The sequence below is a fragment of the Streptomyces sp. NPDC042364 genome (assembly GCF_056437585.1).
This window is the reverse complement of record NZ_JBWKAJ010000007.1, coordinates 90221-114442: the sequence shown is the minus strand read 5'-3', so window position 1 is coordinate 114442 and position 24222 is coordinate 90221. Positions and strand designations below refer to the sequence as shown.

16 protein-coding genes and 1 pseudogene are annotated in these 24222 nt (G+C 70.8%); 12 read left to right on the top strand and 5 right to left on the bottom strand.

The genetic code is table 11. From position 1 onward, the window contains the following. Nucleotides 1–213: 213 nt before the first annotated feature. The 3 genes from AC067N_RS16540 to AC067N_RS16530 form a co-directional block, all read right to left on the bottom strand. Nucleotides 214–1719: a DASS family sodium-coupled anion symporter gene (locus AC067N_RS16540; protein ID WP_478679585.1), complete on the bottom strand. Its 1506-nt coding sequence runs from the start codon at nucleotides 1717–1719 to the stop codon at nucleotides 214–216. Between the two features lie 517 nt (nucleotides 1720–2236). Next, a complete protein-coding gene (locus tag AC067N_RS16535; RefSeq protein ID WP_478679584.1) occupies nucleotides 2237–3976 on the bottom strand; it encodes a sensor histidine kinase in 1740 nt (579 codons plus the stop codon). A 514-nt stretch (nucleotides 3977–4490) separates the two neighbouring features. Beyond that, a complete protein-coding gene (locus AC067N_RS16530) occupies nucleotides 4491–4643 on the bottom strand; it encodes a hypothetical protein (protein WP_478679583.1) in 153 nt (50 codons plus the stop codon). Between the two features lie 378 nt (nucleotides 4644–5021). Here AC067N_RS16530 and AC067N_RS16525 point away from each other — a divergent pair, with 378 nt between their 5' ends. The 9 genes and pseudogenes from AC067N_RS16525 (at nucleotide 5022) to AC067N_RS16485 (ending at nucleotide 16111) form a co-directional block, all read left to right on the top strand. Further along, nucleotides 5022–6863 (top strand): acyl-CoA dehydrogenase family protein, encoded by a 1842-nt coding sequence (locus AC067N_RS16525; protein ID WP_478679582.1) that lies wholly within the window; start codon nucleotides 5022–5024, stop codon nucleotides 6861–6863. A 514-nt stretch (nucleotides 6864–7377) separates the two neighbouring features. Further along, nucleotides 7378–8367: a helix-turn-helix transcriptional regulator gene (locus AC067N_RS16520; RefSeq protein WP_478679581.1), complete on the top strand. Its 990-nt coding sequence runs from the start codon at nucleotides 7378–7380 to the stop codon at nucleotides 8365–8367. A 367-nt stretch (nucleotides 8368–8734) separates the two neighbouring features. Continuing rightward, nucleotides 8735–9001, top strand: a pseudogene (locus AC067N_RS16515) (AfsR/SARP family transcriptional regulator); the annotation flags it as partial. Nucleotides 9002–9112: 111 nt separating this feature from the next. After that, nucleotides 9113–10546: an AfsR/SARP family transcriptional regulator gene (locus AC067N_RS16510; protein WP_478679806.1), complete on the top strand. Its 1434-nt coding sequence runs from the start codon at nucleotides 9113–9115 to the stop codon at nucleotides 10544–10546. A 94-nt stretch (nucleotides 10547–10640) separates the two neighbouring features. Beyond that, nucleotides 10641–10799: a hypothetical protein gene (locus tag AC067N_RS16505; RefSeq protein ID WP_478679580.1), complete on the top strand. Its 159-nt coding sequence runs from the start codon at nucleotides 10641–10643 to the stop codon at nucleotides 10797–10799. 514 nt (nucleotides 10800–11313) lie between these two features. Continuing rightward, a complete protein-coding gene (gene truD / locus AC067N_RS16500) occupies nucleotides 11314–12405 on the top strand; it encodes a tRNA pseudouridine(13) synthase TruD (RefSeq protein WP_478679579.1) in 1092 nt (363 codons plus the stop codon). Between the two features lie 453 nt (nucleotides 12406–12858). Then, on the top strand, nucleotides 12859–13650 hold the full coding sequence (locus AC067N_RS16495; RefSeq protein ID WP_478679578.1) for a helix-turn-helix domain-containing protein: 792 nt from the start codon (nucleotides 12859–12861) through the stop codon (nucleotides 13648–13650). Between the two features lie 611 nt (nucleotides 13651–14261). After that, nucleotides 14262–15299, top strand: coding sequence for a M16 family metallopeptidase (locus AC067N_RS16490; RefSeq protein WP_478679577.1), 1038 nt, complete (start codon nucleotides 14262–14264; stop codon nucleotides 15297–15299). Continuing rightward, nucleotides 15296–16111 carry a hypothetical protein gene (locus tag AC067N_RS16485; protein WP_478679576.1) on the top strand — a complete coding sequence of 272 codons (816 nt, stop codon included), beginning with the start codon at nucleotides 15296–15298 and terminating at the stop codon, nucleotides 16109–16111. The genes AC067N_RS16490 and AC067N_RS16485 overlap by 4 nt, the downstream gene beginning before the upstream one ends. A gap of 35 nt (nucleotides 16112–16146) precedes the next feature. Here the strand turns inward: AC067N_RS16485 and AC067N_RS16480 are convergent, their stop codons facing one another. Both AC067N_RS16480 and metK read right to left on the bottom strand, forming a co-directional pair. Further along, nucleotides 16147–17130, bottom strand: coding sequence for a carbohydrate kinase family protein (locus AC067N_RS16480; RefSeq protein WP_478679575.1), 984 nt, complete (start codon nucleotides 17128–17130; stop codon nucleotides 16147–16149). Between the two features lies 1 nt (nucleotide 17131). Beyond that, the gene (gene metK, locus AC067N_RS16475) at nucleotides 17132–18367 is read right to left on the bottom strand and encodes a methionine adenosyltransferase (protein ID WP_478679574.1); all 1236 of its coding nucleotides are present in this window, start codon (nucleotides 18365–18367) and stop codon (nucleotides 17132–17134) included. Nucleotides 18368–18890: 523 nt separating this feature from the next. On the opposite strand from metK, the gene AC067N_RS16470 reads away from it, so the two are divergent. The 3 genes from AC067N_RS16470 (at nucleotide 18891) to AC067N_RS16460 (ending at nucleotide 24155) form a co-directional block, all read left to right on the top strand. Beyond that, nucleotides 18891–19718 carry an SAM-dependent methyltransferase gene (locus AC067N_RS16470; protein WP_478679573.1) on the top strand — a complete coding sequence of 276 codons (828 nt, stop codon included), beginning with the start codon at nucleotides 18891–18893 and terminating at the stop codon, nucleotides 19716–19718. 33 nt (nucleotides 19719–19751) lie between these two features. Further along, nucleotides 19752–20963: a cytochrome P450 gene (locus tag AC067N_RS16465; RefSeq protein WP_478679572.1), complete on the top strand. Its 1212-nt coding sequence runs from the start codon at nucleotides 19752–19754 to the stop codon at nucleotides 20961–20963. Between the two features lie 372 nt (nucleotides 20964–21335). Continuing rightward, complete coding sequence (locus AC067N_RS16460; protein ID WP_478679571.1) at nucleotides 21336–24155, top strand: helix-turn-helix transcriptional regulator; 2820 nt, start codon at nucleotides 21336–21338, stop codon at nucleotides 24153–24155. The last annotated feature ends 67 nt before the right edge of the window (nucleotides 24156–24222 follow it).

The window sequence follows — 24222 nt, the reverse complement described above, 5'->3', positions numbered from 1 at the left end:
AGCTGTTCGGGGCACCCCCAGGGACTCGACGAGGCGGTGCCGACCGAGGCCCGATGACGGCGTGACCACCGCGCGGCGCCGGCAGTGGCGGTGGCACAGCAAGCCGGGGCCGGCCGGGCCTTCCACCCCTGGCTCCGGGGCCGGTGACGGGACGCAGGCCCGGTGCCGGCACCGGGCCTGCGTCCCGCGGATCGGGCTCCCCCGCCGCGAGGATCACCAGTGGCCGAGGACCTTCAGCCACAGGGCGCCGACGCCCATCCAGATGACGATGTTGGCGCCGGCGGCGATCAGCCCGGTGCGCCACCATTCGGCGAGGGTGACGTAGCCGCCGCCGAACAGAACGGGGGCCGGCCCGGAGGCGTAGTGGGTCAGGCCGCCGTACAGGGAGCTGATGAAGCCGAGGACCAGGGCTGCCATGACCGGCGGTGCACCGGTCGCGGTGGCGGCGGCGAGGAAGGCGGCGTACATCGCGGCGACGTGGGCGGTGTTGGACGCGAACAGGTAGTGGGAGAAGAGGTAGACCAGGGTCAGGATCACGAAGGCGGTCTGCCAGCCGATGCCGGAGGTGGCATCGGTGATGCTGTCGCTGAACCAGCCGATCACGCCGAGTTCCTGGAGTTGCCCCGCCATCATCACCAGGACGGCGAACCACACCAGCGTGGTCCAGGCGGCCTTCTCCGCCACCAGGTCACCCCAGGCCAGTACGCCGGTGACGAGCAGCAGGGCGACACCGGTGAACGCGGAGACGGTGGCCGACAGGTCCCAGACCTGGCCGCCGACCGACCACAGCAGGAGCAGCAGCACGAACACGCCCGCCATGGTCCACTCCTGCCGGGACATCCGGCCGAGTTCGGCGAGCTGGGCACGGGCCTGCGCCGGTGCCTCGGGGGTGGCGCGGACGGTGGGCGGGAGGACGCGGTACATCAACGCGGGCAGCACCAGCAGGGCCACCAGCCCCGGCACGAGCGCGGCCAGCGCCCAGGAGGTCCAGGTGAGGTGGATGCCGTGGTCCGCGGCGAGCTTCTGCACCAGCGGGTTGGCCGCCATGGACGTCAGGAACATGGCGCTGGTGACCGTGTTGATCTGCATCGCGGTGACGCTGAGGTAGGCGCCGAGCCTGCGGCGGCTCTCGTCGCCCGGGTGCGAGCCGGCGTTGGTGCTCAGTGAGCGGATGACGGGGTGGATCACACCGCCGGAACGGGCGGTGTTGCTGGGGGTGGCCGGGGCCAGCACCAGGTCGGTCAGTGTGATGCCGTATGCCAGTCCCAGGCTGCTGCGGCCGAGCGCACGCACGAACAGCAGGGCGATGCGCCGACCCAGCCCCGTCTTGGTGAAGCCCAGGGAGATGAAGAACGCGGCCACGATCAGCCAGATCGTCGGCTCGGAGAAGCCGCCGAGCGCGACGTCCGGCTCCAGAGTGCCGGTGATCATGGTGGCCGTGAGGCCGACCAGAGCCACGGCACCCAGCGGCAGCGGCTGCAGGATCAGCCCCAGCACGGTGCCGACGAAGATCGCGAGTACCGCCCAGCCGCCGGACTCGACTCCGTCCGGCTGCGGCAGCAGGAAGACGGTCAGACCGGCCGCCACGGGAATGATCCACTTGAGCGCCGACCACACGGCGGCGGTGCGCGCTCCGGCGGGGGCGGGGGCGGGGGCCGGGGCGGGGGCCGACCGGGCCGGTGTTCCTTCGGTGTCCCGGAAGGGGCTCATCGTTGCCATCCCATGAACGGGGCCCGGCACGTCTCTCGAAGTGGCCGACCGGACCGAGGGGGAGTCTGCACCTCTACGGTGGCGCAGGGACACCAGACCTGGCGGGTGGCAACCGGCCTTTGTCGTAGGGCCGGACGGCACCAACGGCGGGGGCACCGGACGCAGCGCCGGTCCACCGGCACCGGCCGACCGCCATCCGGCTCATACGAGTCGGTCCACGTGCCGCCTACGACGGCATGGTGAGCGAGGATCACGACGGCGTGCGTCGAAGTCCGCCTGCCCGCCCGGGACTCGGCGCCCGGCTCACCGAGCGCGGGTACGCCCGCACCGGCCCGCGCCGGCTCGCACCGCGAGGCGTACTACGCGAAGGGCATATCGCCGCGTACCAGCACGAGTCGAACCGCGTCACCACGGGGCCCGGCGAGCACGGGGCCCGGCGAGCACGCGGCCGACATCGCCTGCCCGTTCCAGCCGCGCTCCACGGCGGCGGTGCCTGCCGCGTACCCGCGAGTCCCCACGCCGAGTGTCAGCCGTCCGTCCGGGCGGGGAGAGGCACGGTCCATTCCACGACCGTGCCGGTGGGTTGGTTCGCTGTGACGGTGAAGCTGCCGCCGAGGTCGGTGGCGCGCCGACGGAGATTGTCCAGTCCGCTGCTGCGGGTGACGGCCGGGTCGATCCCTGATCCGTTGTCGGCGACACGCAGTTGGAGCCGGGTGCCGTCCGTCTCGGCGGTGACCTCGACGGCGGTCGCGTGTGCGTGCCGGGCGGCGTTCGACAGCGTCTCGCGCAGCACCGCCAGCACCTGCTCGGCATGGCCGGCGGGTACGTCGGTGTCCAGCAGGCCGGTCATACGCAGGGCGGGCGTGAAGCCGAGCGCCTCGGAGGCCTGGTCGGTCTCGGCGAGCAGCGTGGAGCGCAGCCCGCCGCGCCCGTCGGTACGGTCCCGCTCGCGCAGCGCGTAGATCGTGCCCCGCACGGTCTTGATCGTGTCGTCGAGATCGTCGACCACCCGCTGGACGCGCTCGGCCACCTCGGGCCGGTCGGAAACGCGGCCGACCACCGAGTTCAGGGTCAGTCCGGAGGCGAACAGCCGCTGGATGGCCAGGTCGTGCAGATCGCGGGCGATCCGGTCCCGGTCGCTGAGCACCAGCAACTGCTCGGCCTCGCGCCGGTGCTCGGCGATCTCCAGAGCGAGCGCGGCCTGGGCGGCGAAACCGTCGATCATCGTCATGGTGGCCTCGGAGAACTCCGCACCGCCGGGCAGGTTGGCGACCTGCAGCACCCCGCGCACGTGCTCAGCCCCTCCCAGCGGGAGCAGGAATCCGGGCCCCAGCTCGATCTGTGCCGCGGAACCGCCACCGGCCTGCGGCTCCTGCGACAGCGCGCTGCTGGATATCCGTTGATTGGAGTGGTGGACCTTCGCGGCCAGCGTGGTGGACGGCAGCACCAGCCCCTGCACCCGCTCCGCGCCCGCGCCGTCCGCGGCCTCGATCACCAGTTCCTCGCCGCAGTCGAACGGCACCGCCAGTGTCACCAGGTCGGCCTCGGACAGCTCCCTGACGGTGGCCGCGACCCGGTGCAGCACCTGCGTGGGGTCCGTACCCGACAAGAGGCTGCGGGTCAGTTCACTGCTCGCCGCCAGCCACCGCTCCCGGCGCCGCGTCTCGTCGTACAAGCGGGCGTTGTCGATCGCCACGCCGGCCGCGGCGGCAAGAGTACGCAGTACCGCCTCGTCCTCTTCGTCGAACTCCGCCCCACCGCGCTTGTCCGTCAGATACAGGTTGCCGAACACCTGCTCCCGTATCCGAACCGGCGCTCCCAGGAACGTGGTCATCGGAGGATGTCCCTCGGGGAAGCCGACCGACGCGGCATGGCTGCCCAGGTCGGCCAGCCGCAGTGGCTCCGGCTCCTTGATCAGCAGGCCGAGGATGCCCTGACCCTCGGGATAGTGGCCGATGGACCGCACGGTGTCCTCGTCCATGCCCACGGTGATGAACTGCCGGATCCGTCCCTCGTCACCGAGCACTCCCAGCGCCCCGTACCGGGCGTCCACCAGAGTGACCGCGGACTCGGTGATCCGCCGCAGCACCACGTCGAGGTCCAGGTCGGAGCCGATGGAGAGCACGGCGTCCAGCAGGGTGTGCACCCGGTCCCGGGTAGCACGCACCTGCGTGATCTGCGCCTGCAGGCCCTCCAGCAGCTCATCCAGCCGCAACTGGGGCGCCGCCGGGCCGTCGCCGCGTTTGTCGGCCGGCCTTTCCGCCATCTCCGCTCCCTCCGGAAGGTGCCACGAACACCCCCTGATCATGCCCGGACGGCCCTGCCCGTACTCGAACGCATGTAGTAAGGGCGGATGTCCCGGCACTCAGATCCTATGACCCCGCGAAGTCGCCGACGGAGGCGCCGCCCGCGTGCGAAGCCGAACCCTCCTGACTCGCGTACACGGTCAGGAGGGGTGTGGCGGTGTCCTTTCGGCTCGCGGAGGCGCGGGCCGGGTGATCTGGAGGGCGCAGCAGGCGTGGGCTGCGGAGACGAGGGTGACGTGGTGGTGCCGGCCTCTCCGAGTGCGGCCCTCGAGTCCGGCGGGCCTGATCCGCAGGGCCACGAACGTCCCGTAACCCCCGGTGGGTCAGCGCGCGGCGTCGGACGCGGTGCATCGCAAGGCGGAGGAGCGTCCGCATACTTGGATGCATGCGGACGCTCCGACAGCGCGGCGGGGTGCCGTAGCCGGCGTCACGCGCCCGCCGGGGGACGGCGGATGTGTTCGCGTGTTCGCGCGCTCAGTCCCAGATCAGCCCGTCGTCATCGCCGGCCTGGGCGGGCGACTGCAGCTGCACGCTGGTGCTCTCGACCGATGTGGCAAGGGTGCCCACGGCGAGTACGGCGGTGGCGGCGCTGAAGGCGACGGCGGCGAGACGAAGGCGAAGAGACATGGCTGTTCCTCCAAACGAAATCGAAGGGATGACCGCGACGCATCGATGACGAGTAATCCTCGCGGTGTTCCGAAGCGCTGTCCCAGAACTTTACATTTCAGAGTTCCGTCCGTGGCTTCGCCCTCGATTCTGCCGACCCGGAAGGCCCCGAAGAAGGGAAAGGGGGTGGTCAAAAACGTCCTGGCCGCTTTGGTCCAGGACCGGGGGGCCGGGGTCCCGCGGGGTCGGCAGAGAAGCGTTCTCGCTGCTCACACGGGTCTGATGGTGCTCGACGGGGGGTGGCCTGATCCGTCCACCGCGCCCTGGGCCCGTTGATCACTCCGCACCGCCGGGCGCATCGTTTCCCCGCGCCCACCCTGCTCTGTGGAGGAGACAGTGATGAATTCCGTGCGGGACCCGTTCAGCGCGCCGGCTGCTTCGGGCTTTCTCGGTGAGCTGCACGCGGGCAGGCTCCGCTGGGATCTGCTCGCCCCTTTCCCGGCCCGGGACGCGGAGGACCGGGCGGCCGGTGACCGGGCGGTGGCGGAGGTCACCCGTTTCGTGGCGGAGCGGATCGACCCCGAGGCGGTGGACGCGACAGGGGCCCTGCCGGCGGGGTTCATCCAGGAGTTGCGAAGGCGCGGGCTGCTCAAGCTGGGAGCCGACCGGGAGATCGGGGGGTGGGGCCTCTCCCCGGCGGACGTCTCGCGGGTGATCACCGCGGTGGCTGCCCGCTCGCTCGCCGTAGCGCTGGTCCTCGCCACCGACAACGCCTTCGGCCTCAGCGCCCATCTGCCTCATCTGCCGCCGGGGCCGCTGCGTGACCTCGTCCTCGGACATGTCGTACGCGGCGCGGTCTCCTGTGCGACGGACATCGCGCTCGAAGGCGCGGCGAGGTTCTCGCGCCGTATGGTCGCGGTGCCCACCAGGGACGGTCGCGGGTACGAGATCAACGGTGACCAGGTCTTCGTGGGCAACGCCCCCATCGCCGACGTCGTGATCGTGTCCGCGGTCGTGACGGAGAACGGAGCAACGGGGAGGCGGCTGTTCTTCGTGGACGCCGCCACGCCGGGGCTGCGCGTCCACGCGCGCCACGAGTTCATGGGTGTCAGGGGATTCCCCAACGGAGGGCTCACTTTCGACCGGGTGCGCGTGCCGCGTACCCGCACGCTGGCCCAGGACAGTGGAACGGGGTTGACGGTTCTCGGGGCGTCACCGCTCGCGGCGTTCGGCCTCCACCATCTGATCGCCGCCCCGTCACTGGCCCTGGCCCGGCTCGGCACGGCGTGGGCACGGGACCACGCCACCCGCAGGAAGGCCGACGGACGACCGCTCGGCGAGTACGACGAGGTCCAGCGGCTGCTGGCATCCTCGGCCGCCGACACCTTCGCCGTGGAGAGCCTCATCGCCTGGGCCACCACGCGGCCGGCCCCGGACGACCCGGTCCAGGCCCTGCTCGAACAACTGGCCGTGAACAACATGAGTTCCGTCGCCGCCGGGCGGGTCCTGGACCGCACGGTGTCGCTGCTCGCGGCCGAGGGCATCGAGACCAGCCGCAGCAAGGCACGCCGTGGGGCCTCTCCCGTACCCCTGGAGCGGGCCGTCCGCGACGCCACGGCTTTGCGGATCGCCGGCGGTGTGGACTTCCGACTCGACCTCGAGGCGGGGCGGGCGATGCTCCGCGCCCAGACCGCCCGGCCCCTGGGTGCCGGGGATCTCCTCGGCCCGCCCGGTCCCGGACTGCCGCGGGGCGGGAAGCTCAGCGGCCGCAACGCCGGTCACGCGCGGTATGCCGCCCGGCAGGCGAGAGACATGGCCAAATTCCTACGGGGGCTGCGGGAACACCATCAGCGGACCGAGGCTCTGTCGGCCCGGGAGGGAACCGTCATTTCGGCCAATCGGATCATCAACGAGATTTTTACCATGGCCGTGGTGCTCGCCCGTGCGGCAAGTCTGGCCGAGGCCGGTAACGACGGTGCGCAGGGCCTCGCCGATGTCCACTGCGCCGACGCCCGGAGGCGGATCGCCGACCTGTGGGCCGCGGCCCGTGCGGCTCAGACCGGCGATGAGCCCGACTACCCGGCCGTGGCCGCTCTGCCGGTGGCTGTCGGCAGGCCCGAGGAGATCGTCCGGGACATGGTCCTGGCGTCCCGCCGTGGAACGAGGAAGCAGGACCGCGCTGACGCGTTCCGGCATCAGGCTCCGGCGTCCAGGGCGGGAAGAGGGAACACGACTGTCTGAGGGCCTCGTACGGGAAGTCGAGCGTCGTTCGGAACCCGGCGGTGCGCAGCGGCTCGTTCTATTCGTGATGTCAGTTCCGTGAACTGCCGTGGAATTTTCGAACCGTGCTGTGAAGGACGGCGCACCATGGTGGATTTCGGCCGAGTCACCGGTCGGGATCTCCACTCGGAGAGGCCTCGTTCACGGGTCCCGGCCTAAGGCGCGGGCCCGGTGATAGGGCGGCGATAGCGGAAGGAAAGCGGCGCCCCTTTTGGTGGTGGGTGTTCGATGATCACGTCGACTTGGGGGGGTCGGACATGACGCGTCGTGTGTCACCGGTTCGGTGGGAGGTCTTCGGTAGATGTGGCGGTGGAGGTTGGTGTCTGCGGACGAAAAGCGGTGCCACGGGCCGGTATCCGGCGAGGGGCCGGACACACCGACCCGGCAGCGCGGCAGACGGTTCGGCATCGGGGGGCCACACCGGAGAGCAGGGGGCGCTCCGTCCGTCCGGTCTCTCGGCGAAAGGTAGATCACGGTGTTCGGGATCCTGGGACTCACGTCCGTTCAGGAAGCTGTCTACCGGACCGCCCTCGACGGTCCCCACCTGTCCGACGAGGAAATCGCCCAGAAGCTCGATCTGGGCGTCGACGAGGTCCGAACGGTCCTTGTCACCCTGCTCGACATGCGGATCATGCGAGAGTCGCACGAGGAGCCGGGGCGACTGGTCGCGGTGGACCCCGTGGTGGGTCTGCAGGATCTGCTGGCCCGCGAACACGAGCAGTTGATGGAGCGTCAGCAGCAGATCGCGGCCAGCCAGTCCCTGGTGCTGCGGATGCTGGCGGAGCGTGACCTGAGCATCGGCGCAGCCACCACCACCGGGGGCGGTGTGCAGCGGCTCGTCGGAGTGGACGTGGTGCAGCAGAGACTGGAAAGGCTGTCGCGGGACGTCCGGCGTTCCGTCATGACGTTCATGCCCGGTGGGGCGCAGTCGAGCGCCGCACTGGAGGCCGCGAGGGTCAATGACACGCGTGCGCTGAGCCGAGGGATCACCATCAGGACCATCGGGCTGGATTCCATCCGTGAGCACGACGGCACCTTGTCCTACGCTCGTTGGCTTGCCGACGGCGGCGGTGAGTTCCGTACGGCGCCGGTGCTGCCGCCCAGGATGGTGGTGGTCGACCAGCGGATGGCGCTTGTGCCGATCGACCCGCGCGACACCCGGCGTGGCGCGTTGTTTCTCACCGAACCGGGTCTGGTGGTCTCCTTGGTGGCTCTCTTCGAGCAGGTCTGGGAGGTGGCGACCCCGCTGGGCGCCGACCGCCATCCGGAGCGCGACGGGTTGTCGCCGCAGGAGAAGAAGCTGCTCATGCTCATCGCGCAGGGCCACACGGACGAGTCCGCGGCCGGGAAGATGTTCATCTCGCCGCGCACGGCACGTCGGATGATGGCCTCCATCATGGAACGCCTCGGGGCCCGCAGCCGGTTCGAGGCCGGAGTGAGGGCGGCTCAGAACGGTTGGCTCTAGTGCCGGTCGTTCGGAGCACTCCGAGTTCGGGTCGCGGTGCTCGGTGCCCGTGGACTGCCGGGCACCGTGACCCACCCCCGTCGAGGGCGGCGGTCGTGGGGCGGTCCGCCTTCCGTACCGGTGCAGGAGGACCCGGCGCCCCCTGACGGCGGCCGGCCCATGTCCCGCCGCCGTCAACCCGGCAAGCCGCGATGGTCCGCCGGTTGAACTGACGAGCCGTCATAAAAAGGGGAGGACAATGAGAGCAGTTGCAGGACTCCAAAATTCTGGAAGTTCTTAATGACTTGAGTGGCGCCCCGTCTCACCTGCGAGTACGGGTCGTGTACGCTCTATGTCCCTTGGGTCTGCCGTCTGAAGGGGGCGAGGCATGGAACCTGTCTTTCGTGTTCTCGGGCCACTTCAGGTGACAGGTCCGAAGGGAGGAGTGACCCTCTCCGCCGCTCGGGAACGCACCATCATGGCGCAGCTGGTGCTCAACGCGAACAAGGTGGTTTCGGTCGGGCGGCTGATTGCGGCGGTGTGGGGTTATTCCGAACCCTCGACCGCCAGGACGCAGATTCAGATCTGCATATCGAGGCTCCGTCGCTTACTGGACGGGGCTGGACTCTGCGGAAGAATTGTCACCGTCGCGCCCGGGTATCGGCTGGTGGCGAATGAGGATGAAATCGATCTGCTCATTTTCGAAAGGGAGGCGTCGGCCGCCCTTCAGGTGATCAGGCAGCGCCCTCTCCCCGGCCCGGAGCTCGTGTCCGAAGGTGTGGCGGCCGCCCGCCGCGCCCTCGAACTGTTCACGGCCGAGCCGCTGGTGGACGTCAGCAGCGAGGTGGTGCAGTCCATCGCGCGGCAGCTGTCCGAACGCCGGCTCCATGTCCTGGAGGAATGCCTCAGGGCGCAGCTGGATCTGGGCCAGGAGGCCGACGCGGTCCACGAGATCGCCAGGCTGGTCGCCGAGCATCCCCTGCACGCACGCCTCCGTGCCATGTACATGAATGCCTTACAGCGCCTGGGAAGGCGGGCGGACGCCCTCGCGGCCTACCGCGAAGCGCGGCGGGAGTACCGGGAGATCCTCGGCGTTGAGCCCGATCCGGAGCTCCGCAACCTGTACGAAGCGATTCTGCATGACATGAGTCATCGATCGCCCGTGGTGTACGACGACCGGGAGACACACCGGGGCGAACGCGAGACGACGCCGGCGTCGCACGGCATCCTGCGCAGACCCACCCTGCGACTCCCTCGGCAGTCACCCCATCTGGCCGCCCGGCCCGAGGAGTTCGACGACCTGAGAGCGAGCCTGGGCGTCCGCCCCCGGAGCGAGCGGGTGTCGGACGGGCCGAGGATCGTGTCGGTCTACGGAGCGGAAGGGGTGGGCAAGACCGGGTTCATGGTCTCGGCCGCCCGAGAGCTGGCCGCCGAATTCCCGGACGGCCAGCTCTTCGCCGACCTGCGCGCCGAGAACGGAAAGCCGCTCGACCCCAACCCGGTGCTGGCGAGATTCCTCAGGGCACTGGGCGTGCCCGACGCCCTGCTGCCCTCGGGCCGTGCGGAACGCGTGGCCCTCTACCGCCGCCTGATGAACGGGCGCCGCGCCCTCGTCGTCCTCGACAACGCCACCAGCCACGGCCAGTTGGACCCGTTGCTGCCCGGCAACCCGGAATGCGGCGTCATCGTCACCGGCAGGCATCCCGTGGGAGCGATTCCATACGTGTACCGCATAAGACTCGCCCCTCTCGGTGCCGAGACCGCGGTCGGATTCCTGGGAGAGCTCGTCGGGCACAAACGCTTGGCGGCCGAACCGGAGCACGCGCGCACGCTGGTCCGTGAGTGCGCAGGCCTCCCCGTCGCGCTGTCGGATCTCGCATGCCTGTTGAACCGGCACCCCCACTGGTCGCTGGCCCAGTGTGTGGCGCGCGTACGGGGCGAGGCCACCAGACTCGACCGTCTCGCCCGGAGCCGGGGCGAGATGCCGCAGCCCCTGAAGGACGACCGCGGGGAGCTCAGTCCGCAGGCGCGCCGGGTACTGGGCCGGCTTGACCGGGCCAGGGACCAGAGGCGCTGCCGACCGCCGACGCCCGGCGCGGAGGCCGGTGGACAGCCCCCGAAGGCGTCCGGAAACTGCACCTCGTCGGCGTGCTGTGTGGCGGCGCTGCCCGATCTCCTCGACGCCAGCTGGTCGGCCTGACGGGCCAGGGCCTGTCGTTAGGATCACGCCTGGACCGCGGGGGGTGTCCAGTACCCGGCGCGGTGGTGGGGCCGGGCTCCCAGGGAGATCGGCTGTGTCCGACCTGAGTGATGAGCGCTTCGCCGCGCAGTACGACCGTGGGAGCGCGTCCAACCCGTTCAACACCCTGCTGGAGCTCCCCGCGATGCTCGATCTGCTTGGCCCGCCCGGCGGTCTGAGGGCTCTGGAGGCGGCTGCGCCGGAGGACAACTGACCCGGCGTCCGGTCAAGGACGGTGCCCGGGTGGCGGCCGTGGACGCCGGCCTCACTCTGGTCGAGCCCGCCCCCCCGGCGGCCGGGTGCTGGTCTCCACGCACCACCCCTCACCGACGGCGGTCTGACCGGCGACTACAAGCACGCCGTGGAGAGCGGCGGTCCGCGGTACCCGGGCGCCGTGCGGCTCTCGGCCCAGGTGATCTTCAACCGCGCGGACGACGTCCCCGGCGCCCCTTCCGTCGCCGCCGCGCGGGGAATCCGTTTCACGTCACGGAACCGGCCATGGAAGAGGCCGGGAAAGGACAGTAACCTCTGAACCACCGGCGAGATCGGAAGGCCGCGCGGGGGCGGCGTGAACGCCCCTTTACTCCTGGCCCTCTTGCCGAGCGCGGCAACCTCGCGCGCCCAGATTCTCCGGCTCTTCCGATCTCGCCGGTTCCCCTACCACCCGGCCGCCGGAGCCGACTCCGTTCCCCGGACGGGTCGGCCCGACCAGACACTTGGGAAGTGCAATGGGAAACCCCGTGGTGAAAGCGGTCCCCGAGGACTTCATCGTCAACGAGGTCATGGCTCTTCCCGACCGGAACTCGGACGATCGGCGGTACCAGTACCTGCGGCTGCGCAAGAAGGGCTACACCACCTTCGAGGCGTTGGACATGCTGGCCCGGCACCTCGAACTCCCGTCCGACGCCCTCTCCGCGGCCGGGCTGAAGGACGAGGACGGCGTCACCGAACAGACCGTCTCGGTCGAGGCCGAGGTGTCGTCCGCACAACTGGAGGAGTTCAACGGCCGGTGGTCCACCGGCACCATCCGTTGGCTCTCCCTCAGCCCCGCGGGATGCGGCGCCCGGCGCCTCGGCATCGGCGAACTGCTGGGCAACGCCTTCCTCCTGACGCTGCGAGGGCTCGACGCGGAACAGGCCGGGCAGCTGAGGGACCTGCCGCGGGGCGAGGCCGGTGTCCTGTTCGCCAACTACTACGACACCCAGCGCTTCGGCGTCGCCGGCGGTCCGAAGGTGACCCATCTGATCGGTGAGGCCCTGCTGAACCGCGACCACGAGCTGGCCCTCGCGCTGCTGCGCACCTCCCTCTCCCACGAAGGGGAACTCGCCCTGCGCCACACCGGGGACGCCCGGCGGTTCTTCGACGGGCTGGACCAGCGGGTGGCCGCCTTCTACCGGACCGCCCACTCCTCGTACCTGTGGAACCACCAGGTGGCCCGGCTCCTGGAGCAGTACGCGCCCGACGTCGAGACGACCGACCGGGAGGGGCTCGGCTACGCCTTCCCGAGGACACCGCGGGCCCTGCTCGGCCTGCTGGCTGACCTGCCCGAGCTTCAGTACGAGAAGTGGCGCTGGACGGACGGCGCCATGCGCCGCCTCGTCTCGCGCCGGCCCACGGTGCTCCAGACGGTGGTCAGCGTGAGGGAGATCGAACCGGACGACATGTTCGGCGGTCTGTGGAAGTGCGAGGTCTCCTTCATGCTGCCGTCCGGGTGCTACGCCACCAACGTCGTCTCCCAGTTCCTCTTCCAGCTCAGCCACGGGGTCCACGTCCCGCGGCACGAGGCGACGGTGCCCACCGCGGGCGCGCTGAGCAACTGACACGAGACGCCCGCGCACGCAGCGGCTCATCCCCGGCTCCGGTCGGCGGGGTGGGCCGCTGCCGTTTCCCGCTCCCCGCACCAGGGGCCTGTGGACGGAAACGTCCTGGCCGGTTCCGCCCCGACCGGGTCACTTCCTGGCGTGCCATCAGGTCGGCAGACTCTTCCGCAGAGACGAAACGGTGGATCGGGACCGGGAACGTCCTTCGCGGCCCGGGCATCCGACGTCCGCCTCCGTCACACCGACGGTGTCTCCAGATCCCCACGAACACATCACGGAGCCCCCCATGCCCCTTTCTGCCGCCTGTGTTCCCGGCGCCCTCAGCGCGCGCTCTCCCCTTCTCGCATGGCCACCGGCCGTCGGTGGGCGGTGCTCCGCCCGGACCGTCACCGTCGAGTCCCCGGAACCCGTACCGGTGTACGCGGTGACCGGCCTGGGGACGGCCGGCCTCCGATGACCTGCACCGGCGGTCAGGAAGAGACGACACAGGCGCGGACCGGAGGGATCTCGCGGCCCATCATGGTGGCGCACGGCACCACGGCGCTGGCGGAACCGCGCGGAGCGGTCCCGCACCGGGCCCGCAAGCGCGACTCCATGCTGACCCGGGGGCTGGCGATCCTCAACGCCTTCCGGGCGGGCGAAACGGAGTTGTCGCTCTCCGAACTGGCCCGACGCGTCGGCCTGCCCAAACCCACCGCACATCGCCTCGTCGCCGAACTGCTCGACTCCGGTTTCCTGGAGCGCGGGCAGCGGGGTCTGCTGCTGGGCCGGCAGATGTTCGTCCTGGGCACCCGACTGCCCCGCGACCAGAAGATCCGCGTGCTCGCCCTTCCCCATCTGCAGCGTCTGCGCAAGGCGACCGGCGCCGCCGCGTACCTGTCGGTCGCCCACGGCCGGGAGGTGATCCACCTCGTGCGGGTGGGCGTGGTCGGGGCGGCCGACGACTCCTGGGAGAAGGTCGTCGGCCTCGGCGCCCGCAGGGCGCTGTCGCAGACGGCCGGCCCCGTGGTCCGCGTGGAGGACGTCACCCAGTCCCGCTTGGTGCTGGCCTGCCCCGTCGGGCTGCCCGGAACGGGTGTGGTCGCGGCCGTCTCCGTGGCGTGCGCCGCCACCCGGGACAGCCGCCGGGCCGTCGCCCCCGAAGTGCACCGCACCGCATGCGAACTCGCGGCGAGCCTTTCGGCGCTGCCCGAGTTCCAGGCAGCGGCCGCCGACCCCACGGCGGACGTCGGCGGCGCCGCGTAGGCGGGCCGGCCGGCCGCGCGGCGACCCACGAGACGGGACCCCCAGTGACCTCGACACCGCACCGACCGAAAGGAACCCGACCCCGGTCATGAACAGCTCTTCCCACGCCGTCGATCCCGACGTCCTGAGGGGCGGCTCCCTCAACACCTAGCCCCTCGTCCGGGGCACCGTCCGCGGCATGCACCTCACCCCGCTGTGGGGGGACCTCGTGACGACGCTGATGTCGGCCGAGTCCGGGCGGCGGTCGGCGAACTGATCGCCAAGGATCTCTCCCGTGCCGTGCTGGAGATCGGGGCCGTCCGGTACTCCCGGGGTGCCTGGATGGATCCGCACACCGACCGCGCCGACAGGCTGGTGACCCGGACCTGGTACGTCAACGACCACCGGCCGCCCACGAACCACGGCCAGTTCCACGTCCTGCGCTCACCCGACGTCGACGACGTGGAGACGGAGGTGCTGCCGCCGGCGGGCGAGTCGATCGTGCTGTGCCCGTCGGTCAGGTCGGCTCCAGGAAGGCCTGACCCGAAAACTTGGTGCGAGCGGTGCCGTCACGGGGTTTCCTGTGGCGGCACCGCTCGATTTCACCACTTTTCGAGAAGGAAGGAAATCGCATGGCTCCCGCCGGAAATGCGCTCGCGATCGCGCCGGTACGAAGCCGCGCTCGGGTCATCGAGGCGTACGACCCCAGACCGGAGACCACCGGCATCTGTCTGTCCGCCGGCTACGGTGCCCGCCTCGATCCCCCGGGCCGACGCGGCATCGCCCGCTTCCTGGAGCACCTGCTCTTCTCGCTCCCGGCCGGAGGCCACCCGTCCATCGCCGAACACGTCGAGCGCCTGGCCGGATACGTAAACGCGGAGACCGGGCTGGAGACGATGCTCTTAGAGCTCCGAACAAAAGTGGAGCCCGGCTCGCGACGCCTGGCACGCACGCTCGCCGCGTTGCCGAAAGCCCCTGGTAGCCCCGCTACAAGGAGCTTCCGGCGCCTTGCGATCGCACGCACCAGACGCCGCGAGCCGATCGGACTCCACTTATGTGCGGAGCTCTTATGCGCCCAGGTTGCCGCCGACCCGAGCGACCTCGTGCAGGACGTCGTCTTCGCGAGGCTGTTCCCCGGCCATCCGCTCAGCCGCCCGGTCGGCGGGCGCATCGGGGAACTGCGGGCGCTCACCCCCGCGGAGATCGAACAGGCCCACCGCGAGCACTTCCCGAGCCTGCCCCGTGCCCTGGTCGTGGTGTGCCCGCGCCCCGTCGACGGACTGGTGGAACGTCTCGGTGCGCCCACCTCGGCACACGGCACAGCCGTGCCGGACCCGCCGGCGCTGCCGGAGCCGGACCTGACCCTGCCCGTCCCGGCGCCCTACAGCGAGCTCAGCCGGGTCTGCCTCGCCGGGCCGCCGGATGCCCTCGACGCCACCGGCCCCGGCCAGGAGGCCCCCGGTGTGCCGGCCGGCCTCCTGGGCTCCAGCCCGTCGTCGCTGCTCTACCGCAGACCGCGCGGCGAGGAGGCACTGTCGCACTCCTTCGAGGACTGGTCGTTCGATCAGGCCCGCGCCGCGCTGCTCGCCGTGACGCCCGAGCGGGTCGCCGAGGCCGCCGCCCGGCTGCGCGGCAACCTCGCGGTCGCGGTCCGTCCGGAGGCGGCGTGACCAGCCCCGCGAACCCGCCGGACCTCACCGGCCCGCTGTCCGGCGTCACCGCCGGCCCCTACACCGACGCCGTCACCGGAGAACGGCACGTCCTGATCCAGGACCCCGGAAGCCGCGTCCTGAAGGACCCGGCCCTGCTCGCCGCCGCCCGCCGGACCCTCCACGCGGTACACCCCCGGGCGGAGAGCACCCTGATGCGCACCCCGCCGGAGACCGAGTTGCCGCCGCCGTGGCGGCGCCATCTGACCTACGTCCGGTGCGCGAACCCGGCCCGCCTGCCCGACCTGACCGGCGGACCCGAGGTGACGCCGTCGTCGGGCCCCGAGGACGACGCACTGGTGCGCGCCTGGCTGGCCCGGGCGTTCGTCGCCGCGGGCGAGGACATGCGCCGCCCGGTGTCCGAGGTCGTGGCGCTCGCCGAGGCCGCCGCCCTGTGCGGACTGCCGGACCGCGTCTCCCTCATGGCCCGCCGCGACGGACGGACGATCGGCCACGCCACGCTGCGAGTCGACAGCGAGGACGAGGTGACCGGTGAGCCCATCGCCGAACTCGTGGACATCCTTGTCGAGGGCGTTCCCGACACCGGCTTCGTGACGTCCGTACTGAGCCGGGCCGCCGTCGCCCACGCCCACGCCCTCGGGCGGCCGCTCATCGGGAACGTCGTGCACCCGGTCGGTCCAGGACCGGACGCGGGCACCGAGGACCCTTGGCGGGTCGTCACCCGACTGCTGCAGCAGGGGTGGACGGTGGACCACGAGTACTGGTGGGCCCCGGCCCCGGAGGGGGAGAACCCGGGAGCGGAACGGCCATGACAGAGACGTCCCGGGGGCGGACGGCCGGGCCCGCGTCAGAGGCCGCCGACGACCCGTGCCCCGATCTCCTCGGCCGCCGCCGGTCCGTAGGTGTCGGCGATGCGCGAGGTGAACTCGGCCGGGACCAGCTTGTACTCCTGAGTGCCGACCGTTTCCAGGACCGTCGTCGCCAAGGCGCAGCCCAGCTGCGCCGAGCGCCTCGGGGACAGACCGTGGCCCAGACCGGCCAGGTATCCGGCCCGCACCGCGTCACCGCCGCCGGTGGGGTCGGCCACGTGGGCGGCGGGCACGGCGGGGACCGCGACCTCGGGGGCGTCGGCGGCCCTGACGGTCAGTCCGGCCGAGCCGCGCGTGGTGATCCAGGTGCCGACCCGGTCCAGGATCTGCCGCTCGGTCCAGCCGGTGCGTTCCTGGAGCAGCGCGGCCTCGTACTCGTTGGTGAACAGCAGTAGGGCACCGTCGACAAGCCGGCGGGCCTCGTCGCCGTCGACGCGGGCGAGCTGCTGCGAGGGGTCCGCGGCCCGGGGGACCCCCAGCTCGCGGGCCTCGGCGGTGTGGCGGACCATGGCCGCCGGGTCGTCGGGGGCCACCACGACCAGATCGAGCCCGCCGGTGCGTGCCGCGACCCGTGAGAGGGAGATGTCGCCTGCTTCGGCCATCGCTCCCGCGTAGAAGACGGCGATCTGGTTCTGGTCCGTGTCCGTCGTGCACATGAACCGCGCCGTATGGCGGGTCCGGCTCACCTGCACCGACTTCGTGTCGACGCCGTGCTCGCGCAGCCAGGTGTCGTAGTCCGCGAAGTCCGTTCCGGCGGCACCCACCAGCACGGGGGTGAGGCCGAGCACGGCGAGTCCGAAGGAGATGTTCGCGGCGACCCCGCCCCGCCGCACCTCCAGCTCGTCGACGAGGAAGGAGAGCGAGACCGTGTCCAGTCGGTCGGCGAGCAGGTGGTCGGTGAAGCGGCCGGGGAAGCTCGTCAGATGGTCGGTGGCGATGGAGCCGGCGACGGCGATCCGCATGTCAGCGCCCCGCCGCGTCGCGGAGGGCGTCCACGCGGTCCGTGCGCTCCCAGGTGAAGTCCGGGAGCTCACGCCCGAAGTGGCCGTACGCGGCGGTCTGGCCGTAGATCGGGCGGAGCAGGTCGAGGTCGCGGATGATGGCGGCCGGGCGCAGGTCGAACACTTCCGTGACCGCTTCCTGGATGCGGTCCACCGGCACCTTCTGCGTGCCGAAGGTCTCGACGAACAGGCCGACGGGCTCGGCCTTGCCGATGGCGTAGGCGACCTGGACCTCGCAGCGGGAGGCCAGGCCCGCCGCGACCACGTTCTTGGCGACCCAGCGCATCGCGTACGCGGCGGAGCGGTCGACCTTGGACGGGTCCTTGCCGGAGAAGGCGCCGCCGCCGTGGCGGGCCATGCCGCCGTAGGTGTCGATGATGATCTTGCGGCCGGTCAGGCCCGCGTCGCCCATCGGGCCGCCGATCTCGAAGCGGCCGGTCGGGTTGACCAGGAGGCGGTAGCCCTCGGTGTCCAGCTTGATGCCGTCGTCCAGGAGCGCCTTCAACTCCGGCTCGACCACGAACTCGCGGATGTCCGGAGCGAGCAGGGACTCCAGGTCGATGTCGCCGGCGTGCTGGGAGGAGACGACGACGGTGTCGAGGCGGACCGCCTTGTCGCCGTCGTACTCGATGGTGACCTGGGTCTTGCCGTCGGGACGCAGGTAGGGGATGGTGCCGTTCTTGCGGACCTCGGAGAGGCGCTTGGACAGGCGGTGCGCCAGGAAGATCGGCAGCGGCATCAGCGTCGGCGTCTCGTCCGTCGCGTAGCCGAACATCAGGCCCTGGTCACCGGCGCCCTGGCGGTCCAGCTCGTCCTCGTCACCCTCGACCCGGTTCTCGTACGCCGTGTCGACACCCTGCGCGATGTCCGGGGACTGCGAACCGATCGACACCGACACACCACAGGACGCGCCGTCGAAGCCCTTCTTCGACGAGTCGTAGCCGATGGCCAGGATCGTGTCGCGCACCAGCTGGGCGATCGGCGCGTAGGCCTTGGTCGTGACCTCGCCGGCCACGTGCACCAGGCCGGTCGTGATGAGCGTCTCCACCGCGACACGGGACGTGGGGTCCTCGCGCAGCAATGCATCGAGAATGGCATCGCTGATCTGGTCGGCGATCTTGTCGGGGTGACCCTCGGTCACGGACTCCGAGGTGAACAGGCGACGGGCGCCGTTCAGGGCGGGATGTGTACCGGTCATTTACGCTTTCCCCTTTTTCTCCGTCGGTCTGCTATCCCGGCGTTTCCTCCGCGCAGTGAAACACGGAATTTCCGGTGCCATGGGTCGCGCGGGAACAGTTCCGGTATCTTCCGTGCACTGGTGAACCGGGACGTCGATCCCTTGAACGCTATATCCGCATCCGGTGGCCGGCCAACCCCTCAGTCGTTCCGGACGTTTCGGCTCGGTGTGGGATTCGGATGGACGGAAAAGGGGTTCACAGGGGCTTGATAGGGGAGGGGTGCAGGCCCGCGGTGGCCGACGGCGCGGACCTCTCCCATGGACACGGCCAACACCCCGGAAAGAGGGGCGAGTCGGGGTCCGGTAGGGGTGGTCGATGAATCGCGCCGACGAATACGGTCCGAGTGCGGCAGGGCGGGAGGCCCCGGTGGGCACCACGCCCGACGGACACCGGCCCCGATGGATACCACCTGCCGCCTTTCCGGGTGCCGCCGCGATAAACGCGTGCAATTCACGTAGACCGAAGAAAGGCATGGGCCTGCACATGTCCAGCATCGATTCCACACAGCCGATCGTCGCCGAAGAGGTCGGGCAGCTCTACGACCGTCTCACCCAGTTGGACACCGAGGAGGCCGGGGGAAGCCTCCACCTCGGCTACTGGGATCTGGACGACGACACCACGCCGCTCGTGGAGGCGGCCGACCGGCTCACCGACATGATGACCGACCGGCTGCGGATCACCGGCGGTCAGCGGCTGCTCGACGTCGGCTGTGGACTCGGGCAGCCCGCCATGCGGATCGCGCAGCGTGTCGGCGCCCATGTCAGCGGGGTGTCGATCAGCGAGGGGCAGATCGCCCGTGCCAGCAAGCTCGCCGCCGCGCAGGGGCTCAGCGACATGGTGGAGTTCCACCACGCGGACGCCATGCGGCTGCCCTTCGACGACGAGTCGTTCGACGCGGCCATCGCCATCGAGTCGGTCTTCCACATGCCCGACCGCGAGCAGGTCTTCCGCGAGATCCACCGGGTTCTGCGCCCCGGCGGCCGTCTGGTGCTGACCGACTTCTTCGAGCGGGGGCCGATCCCGGCCGACAAGCAGACCGCCGTGAACCGGCTGCTCCGCGACTTCATCATGACGCTCGCCGACCCCGGCGACTACGTGTCCATGCTCGCCCGCGCCGGACTCCGCTTTGTCGAACTGCTCGACATCACCGAGCAGAGCGTGCGCCAGACCTTCTCCCAGATGGCCAGGGACGGCGAACGCGACCTGGACCCCATCTTCGAGGAGGAGACGGACAGCAAGTTCAGCCCCGCCGACATGATCGACGTCGACGAGTTCGGTTCGCTCCTGCTGGTCGCGCGGAAGCCCGCCTGAGCGGCCTCGCACCAGGATCAGGAGCAGCACACCATGTCCGAGACGAACGAGGGCGAACCCGCCCCCGCCTTTCCCCTGCCCCGCAAATGCCCCTACCGGCTGCCCGCCGAGTACGCCGAACTCCGTACGCACGCGCCCGTGTCGAAGGTGACCCTTCCCACCGGAAGGCAAGCGTGGATCCTGACCCGGTACGAGGACGTACGCGCGGCGCTGAACGACCGCCGGCTGAGTTCCGACCGCGGCAACCCGGACTACCCGATGCTGGCCGAAATCGCCAAGAGCGACCGGGACTCCACGCTGTCCCTTGCGGGGATGGACGCGCCCGAGCACACCAGGGCGAGGGCCGCCGTGGTCGGGGAGTTCACGCTCCGGCGGATGGAGGCCCTGCGGCCACGGGTCCAGGCCATCGTCGATCAGTGCGTCGACGAGATGCTGGCCGGCCCCAACCCGGCCGACCTGGTCAGGGCGCTGTCCTTCCCGGTGCCGTCCCTGGTCATCTCCGAGCTGCTGGGCGTCCCCTACGCCGATCACGAGTTCTTCGAGGACCGTACGTCGACCATGCTCAGCATGACGCTGCCTCCGCTGACCCGGCAGAAGGCGTTCTTCGACATCCAGACCTATCTGGACGAGCTGGTGACCGGAAAGGAGGCGGACCCCGGGGATGATCTGCTGGGCCGTCAGATCGTCAAGGCGCGCAAGAAGGGCACGTACGACCATCACGCCCTGGTCGACCTCGCCTTCCTGCTCCTGACGGCCGGGCACGACACCACCGGGAACATGATCTCGCTGGGCACCCTGGCGCTGCTGGAACGACCGGATCTGCGGGCGAGGGTCGTCGACGATCCCGCCGGCACGCCCGCGGTGGTGGAGGAACTGCTGCGGTACTTCACCATCACGGACATCATCACCGCCCGCGTTGCCACGGAGGACGTCACGATCGGCGGGCGGACCATCAGGGCCGGCGAGGGCGTCTTCGCGCTCGGCGGCGCGGCCAACCACGACCCCGAGGCGTTCGCGGACCCCGACGAGATCGACGTGGAGCGCGGTGCCCGTCAGCATCTGGCCTTCGGGTACGGCCCCCACCAGTGTCTGGGACAGAGCCTGGCGCGGATGGAGCTGGAGATCGTCTACTCCACTCTGCTGCGCAGGGTTCCAGGTCTCCGGCTGGCCGGGAGCGTCGAGGACCTGCCGATGAAGAACGACGTGGCGATCTTCGGGCTGCGGGAACTTCCGGTCGCCTGGTAGGGGAGCGGAGGAAACCTGGCGGGTAAGTGAACGGAAAGGCGGGGGGGTTTGGGGGGGGGGGGGGGGGGGGGGGCGCCCCCCGCCCCGGGGGGGGGGCGGGGGGGGGGGGGGGGGGGGGGGGGGGGCCCACCGGGGGGGTTTTTGTGCGCGGGGGGGGGGGGGGGGCCCCGCCCGCGGCGCCCCCCCCACAACCGCGCTTTGACATGCCGTGATGTCGTTCCGCGGCATGGAACGCCGGTTGACGGGGCCACGTGCAAAGGAGTTCCGTGAATTAAATGCACTCATCGGGGGTCGCGCTCCGCGTTTATCGGCGAAGTGCGGTGAAACGATCGAGAGAGGCGTCGGACAGTGCTTGACAGCCACGAAAGGGTAATGTCGGGACTCTGGGGGCACATCCAGAAGCTACGCCGGAACGGCGGTGGGACAGCCCTCCTGAAGGGGTTCCCAGGAGCTGGAAAGACAGCGCTTCTCGATCGGTTCGCCGAACGGACCTCCGCAGCCGGAATGGTGACCCTGTACGCGACCGGTTGCCCGAACGAACAGAACGTCCCCTTCGGAGTCGTCGAGCAGTGGTTCGACGACGACCGCGGCGGCTTCGGCGTCCCGTCCCGGCTGGCCGCACTCGCCCACGCGTACCGGCAGGCCGCCTCGCGCGGCGACGTGCGCGACGAGGAGCGGCTGATGCTGGAGGCGCAGGCGCTCGCCGAGAACGCTCTGCGGGACCTCGCCGGGCAGGGGCCCGTGGTGGCCGTGGTGGACGACGCGCACCACGCCGACGACGCCTCCATGCAGATCCTCCAGTTCCTCGCCAAGCGCCTCGTCCGCCTGCGGGTCTTCATCGTGCTGGCCGGCAGCACGCATCCGCGCAAGGAGTACCGAACCTTCCAGGCCGCGATGATGCGCAACGCCCGGCTGTTCGTGGCGGAACTCACCGCCCTCGATCCGCAGGACACGGCACGGCTGCTGCGCGAGGTGACGGGGCACCCTCCCACGCCCGGATACGTGCGGGACGTCCTGGAGGTCACCGCCGGCAACCCCCGCCTGCTGTGGGCGGTCGCGCACGACACCCTGCACGCGTATCCGGACGTTCCCTCCGCGCGGTGGGTCCCCGTGACCGGGGCCGCCTTCAGCGAGGCGGTCTCCCTCATGGTGTCCGCACAGCACGGTGAGTGCGTCGAGAAGGTCGCCCGGGCCCTGGCGGTTCTGGGTGACGCCCGGTCACCCGACCTGATCGCCAGGCTGATCGGGGTCGAGCCGGTCCAGGTGGCGACCGCGCTGGACCTGCTGGAGACCACCGGCCTGGTGACCGGCGGCCGCTTTCGGCATCCGGCGGTGCGGACAGCCGTGCTGGAGGACATCGGCTTCACGGACCGCACCGAGCTGAGCCGGAGCGCGGCACGACTGCTGTACCGGGGCGGAGCGGCGCCGCTGGAGGTCGCCCGGTGCATCACGGCCACGGGCAGCGTCGTGGCGGACTGGGAGGTGTCCGCACTGCGCGAAGCCGCCCGGCAGGCGCAGTCCGAGGGGCGTTGGGAGGAGGCCGTCGACCTGCTGGAACTGGCCCAGGGCTTCCGGGGTGCCATGGACGACCCCTCCGGGCTGCTGGTGCAGACCGCGCTCGCACAGTGGCAACTGGACCCCTACATGGCCTCGCGTCACCTCGCCGATCTCGTGGACCTGGGACGGGAGGGCCGGCTGTCGGCGCGTGAACTCACCCTGCTCGTACAGATGCTGGCCTGGCACGGACGCCTGGACGACGTCGACGCGGTGATGGTGCTCCTGCGGGACCGGGGCGAGAAGGACGCGCGGGCGGCGGTCGAACTGCGCCTCGTCGACGCCCTGCTGAGCCTCGTCTTCACCGGGCACCGCGAAAGCGCGGCGGGGCGCCGCCCGCTCGACGAGGACGCGGGGCCGGACCTGCCCCTGGACATCCCGCCGTGGCGGGAGGTGCTGCTCTCCCTGCCCGCCCTCGGCCGCACCGGGGGGGACGGCTCCTTCTTCTTCCTCGTCGACCTGATGCAGCAGGCGCTCTACACGGCCGGTGACGCCGAGGCCCGGGTGACGGACATCGTCCACTGCTATTTCCGGCTGCTGCACCAGGTCAGCGGCGACTGGGCGGTTCTGCCGCAGATCGACGCCGTGTCCGTGGACGCGGTCGAGCGGCTGAGCCCCTTCCACCAGCTTCTCCTGCACTGTCTGCAGGCCATCAGCGCCATCGCCCAGGGCGATCTGGCGCGCGCCGAGCGCAAGGCGCGGGCCGCGCTCGACCGACCGCGTGCCTGGGGGGTGGCCATCGGTCTGCCGCTGAGCGTCCTCATCGTCGCCATGACCCGGCGCGGCAAGAGCGAGGAGGTGGCCGAACTGCTCAACATCCCTGTCCCGTCAGCGATGTTCACCTCACATTTCGGCCGGCTGTATCTGAACGCCAGGGGGATGCACTACCTTTCCGTGAGAAGTCACGGCGCCGCTCTCAGCGATTTCCTCGGCTGCGGGGAGGCCGAGCGGCAGGGCGGGTTCCCTCCCGTACCGGCCTGCCCCTGGCAGGCTCACGCCGCCGAGGCGTATCTGCTGCTGGGACAGCGGGACGATGCGGTGCGGCTGGCCGAGGAGGCATCGGGTACCGGCTTCGTCCATGCCAAGGCCATCGCTCTGCGAGTCCTCGCGCTGGCCGGACCCGTCGAGCGGCGCGGGACTCACCTGCGCGAGGCGATGAGCCTGCTGGAGGAAGCCGGTGAGCGCGTCGAACTCGTCGAGTGCATGGTGGAGCTGGGCCGCACCCATCACGCGCTCGGCAACGCCCGGGCCGGCCGTTCCCTCATCCAGCGGGCCGTGCGCGCGGCCCGCACCGCCGGCTTCGAGGACGCGCTGAAACGCAGGCTCGGGGAAACGGCAGCCATCAGATCCGCCGCCCCGGAGCCGGTCCCATCGCCCGACCGGCCCGCCCCGTCGGGCCCCGAACCCGGCCCCGGACCGGACGGCACCGAGTTGTTCACCGCCCTCAGCCCGGCCGAACAACGCGTCGCCTGGCTGGCCGCCGTCGGATACAGCAACCGTGAGATAGCCGCCAAACTCTTCGTCACCGTGAGCACCATCGAGCAACACCTCACCCGTATCTACCGCAAACTCAAGGTCAAACACCGCGACGAACTCGCCACCGCCTGTCCACCGTCCCTTGACGCGGCCTTCTCGTAAGGGCTGTCCATTGCCGGGTGTCGTCCCTCCCAGGGGGCGGCACCCGGTTTCTGCGTTCCAACCGCCT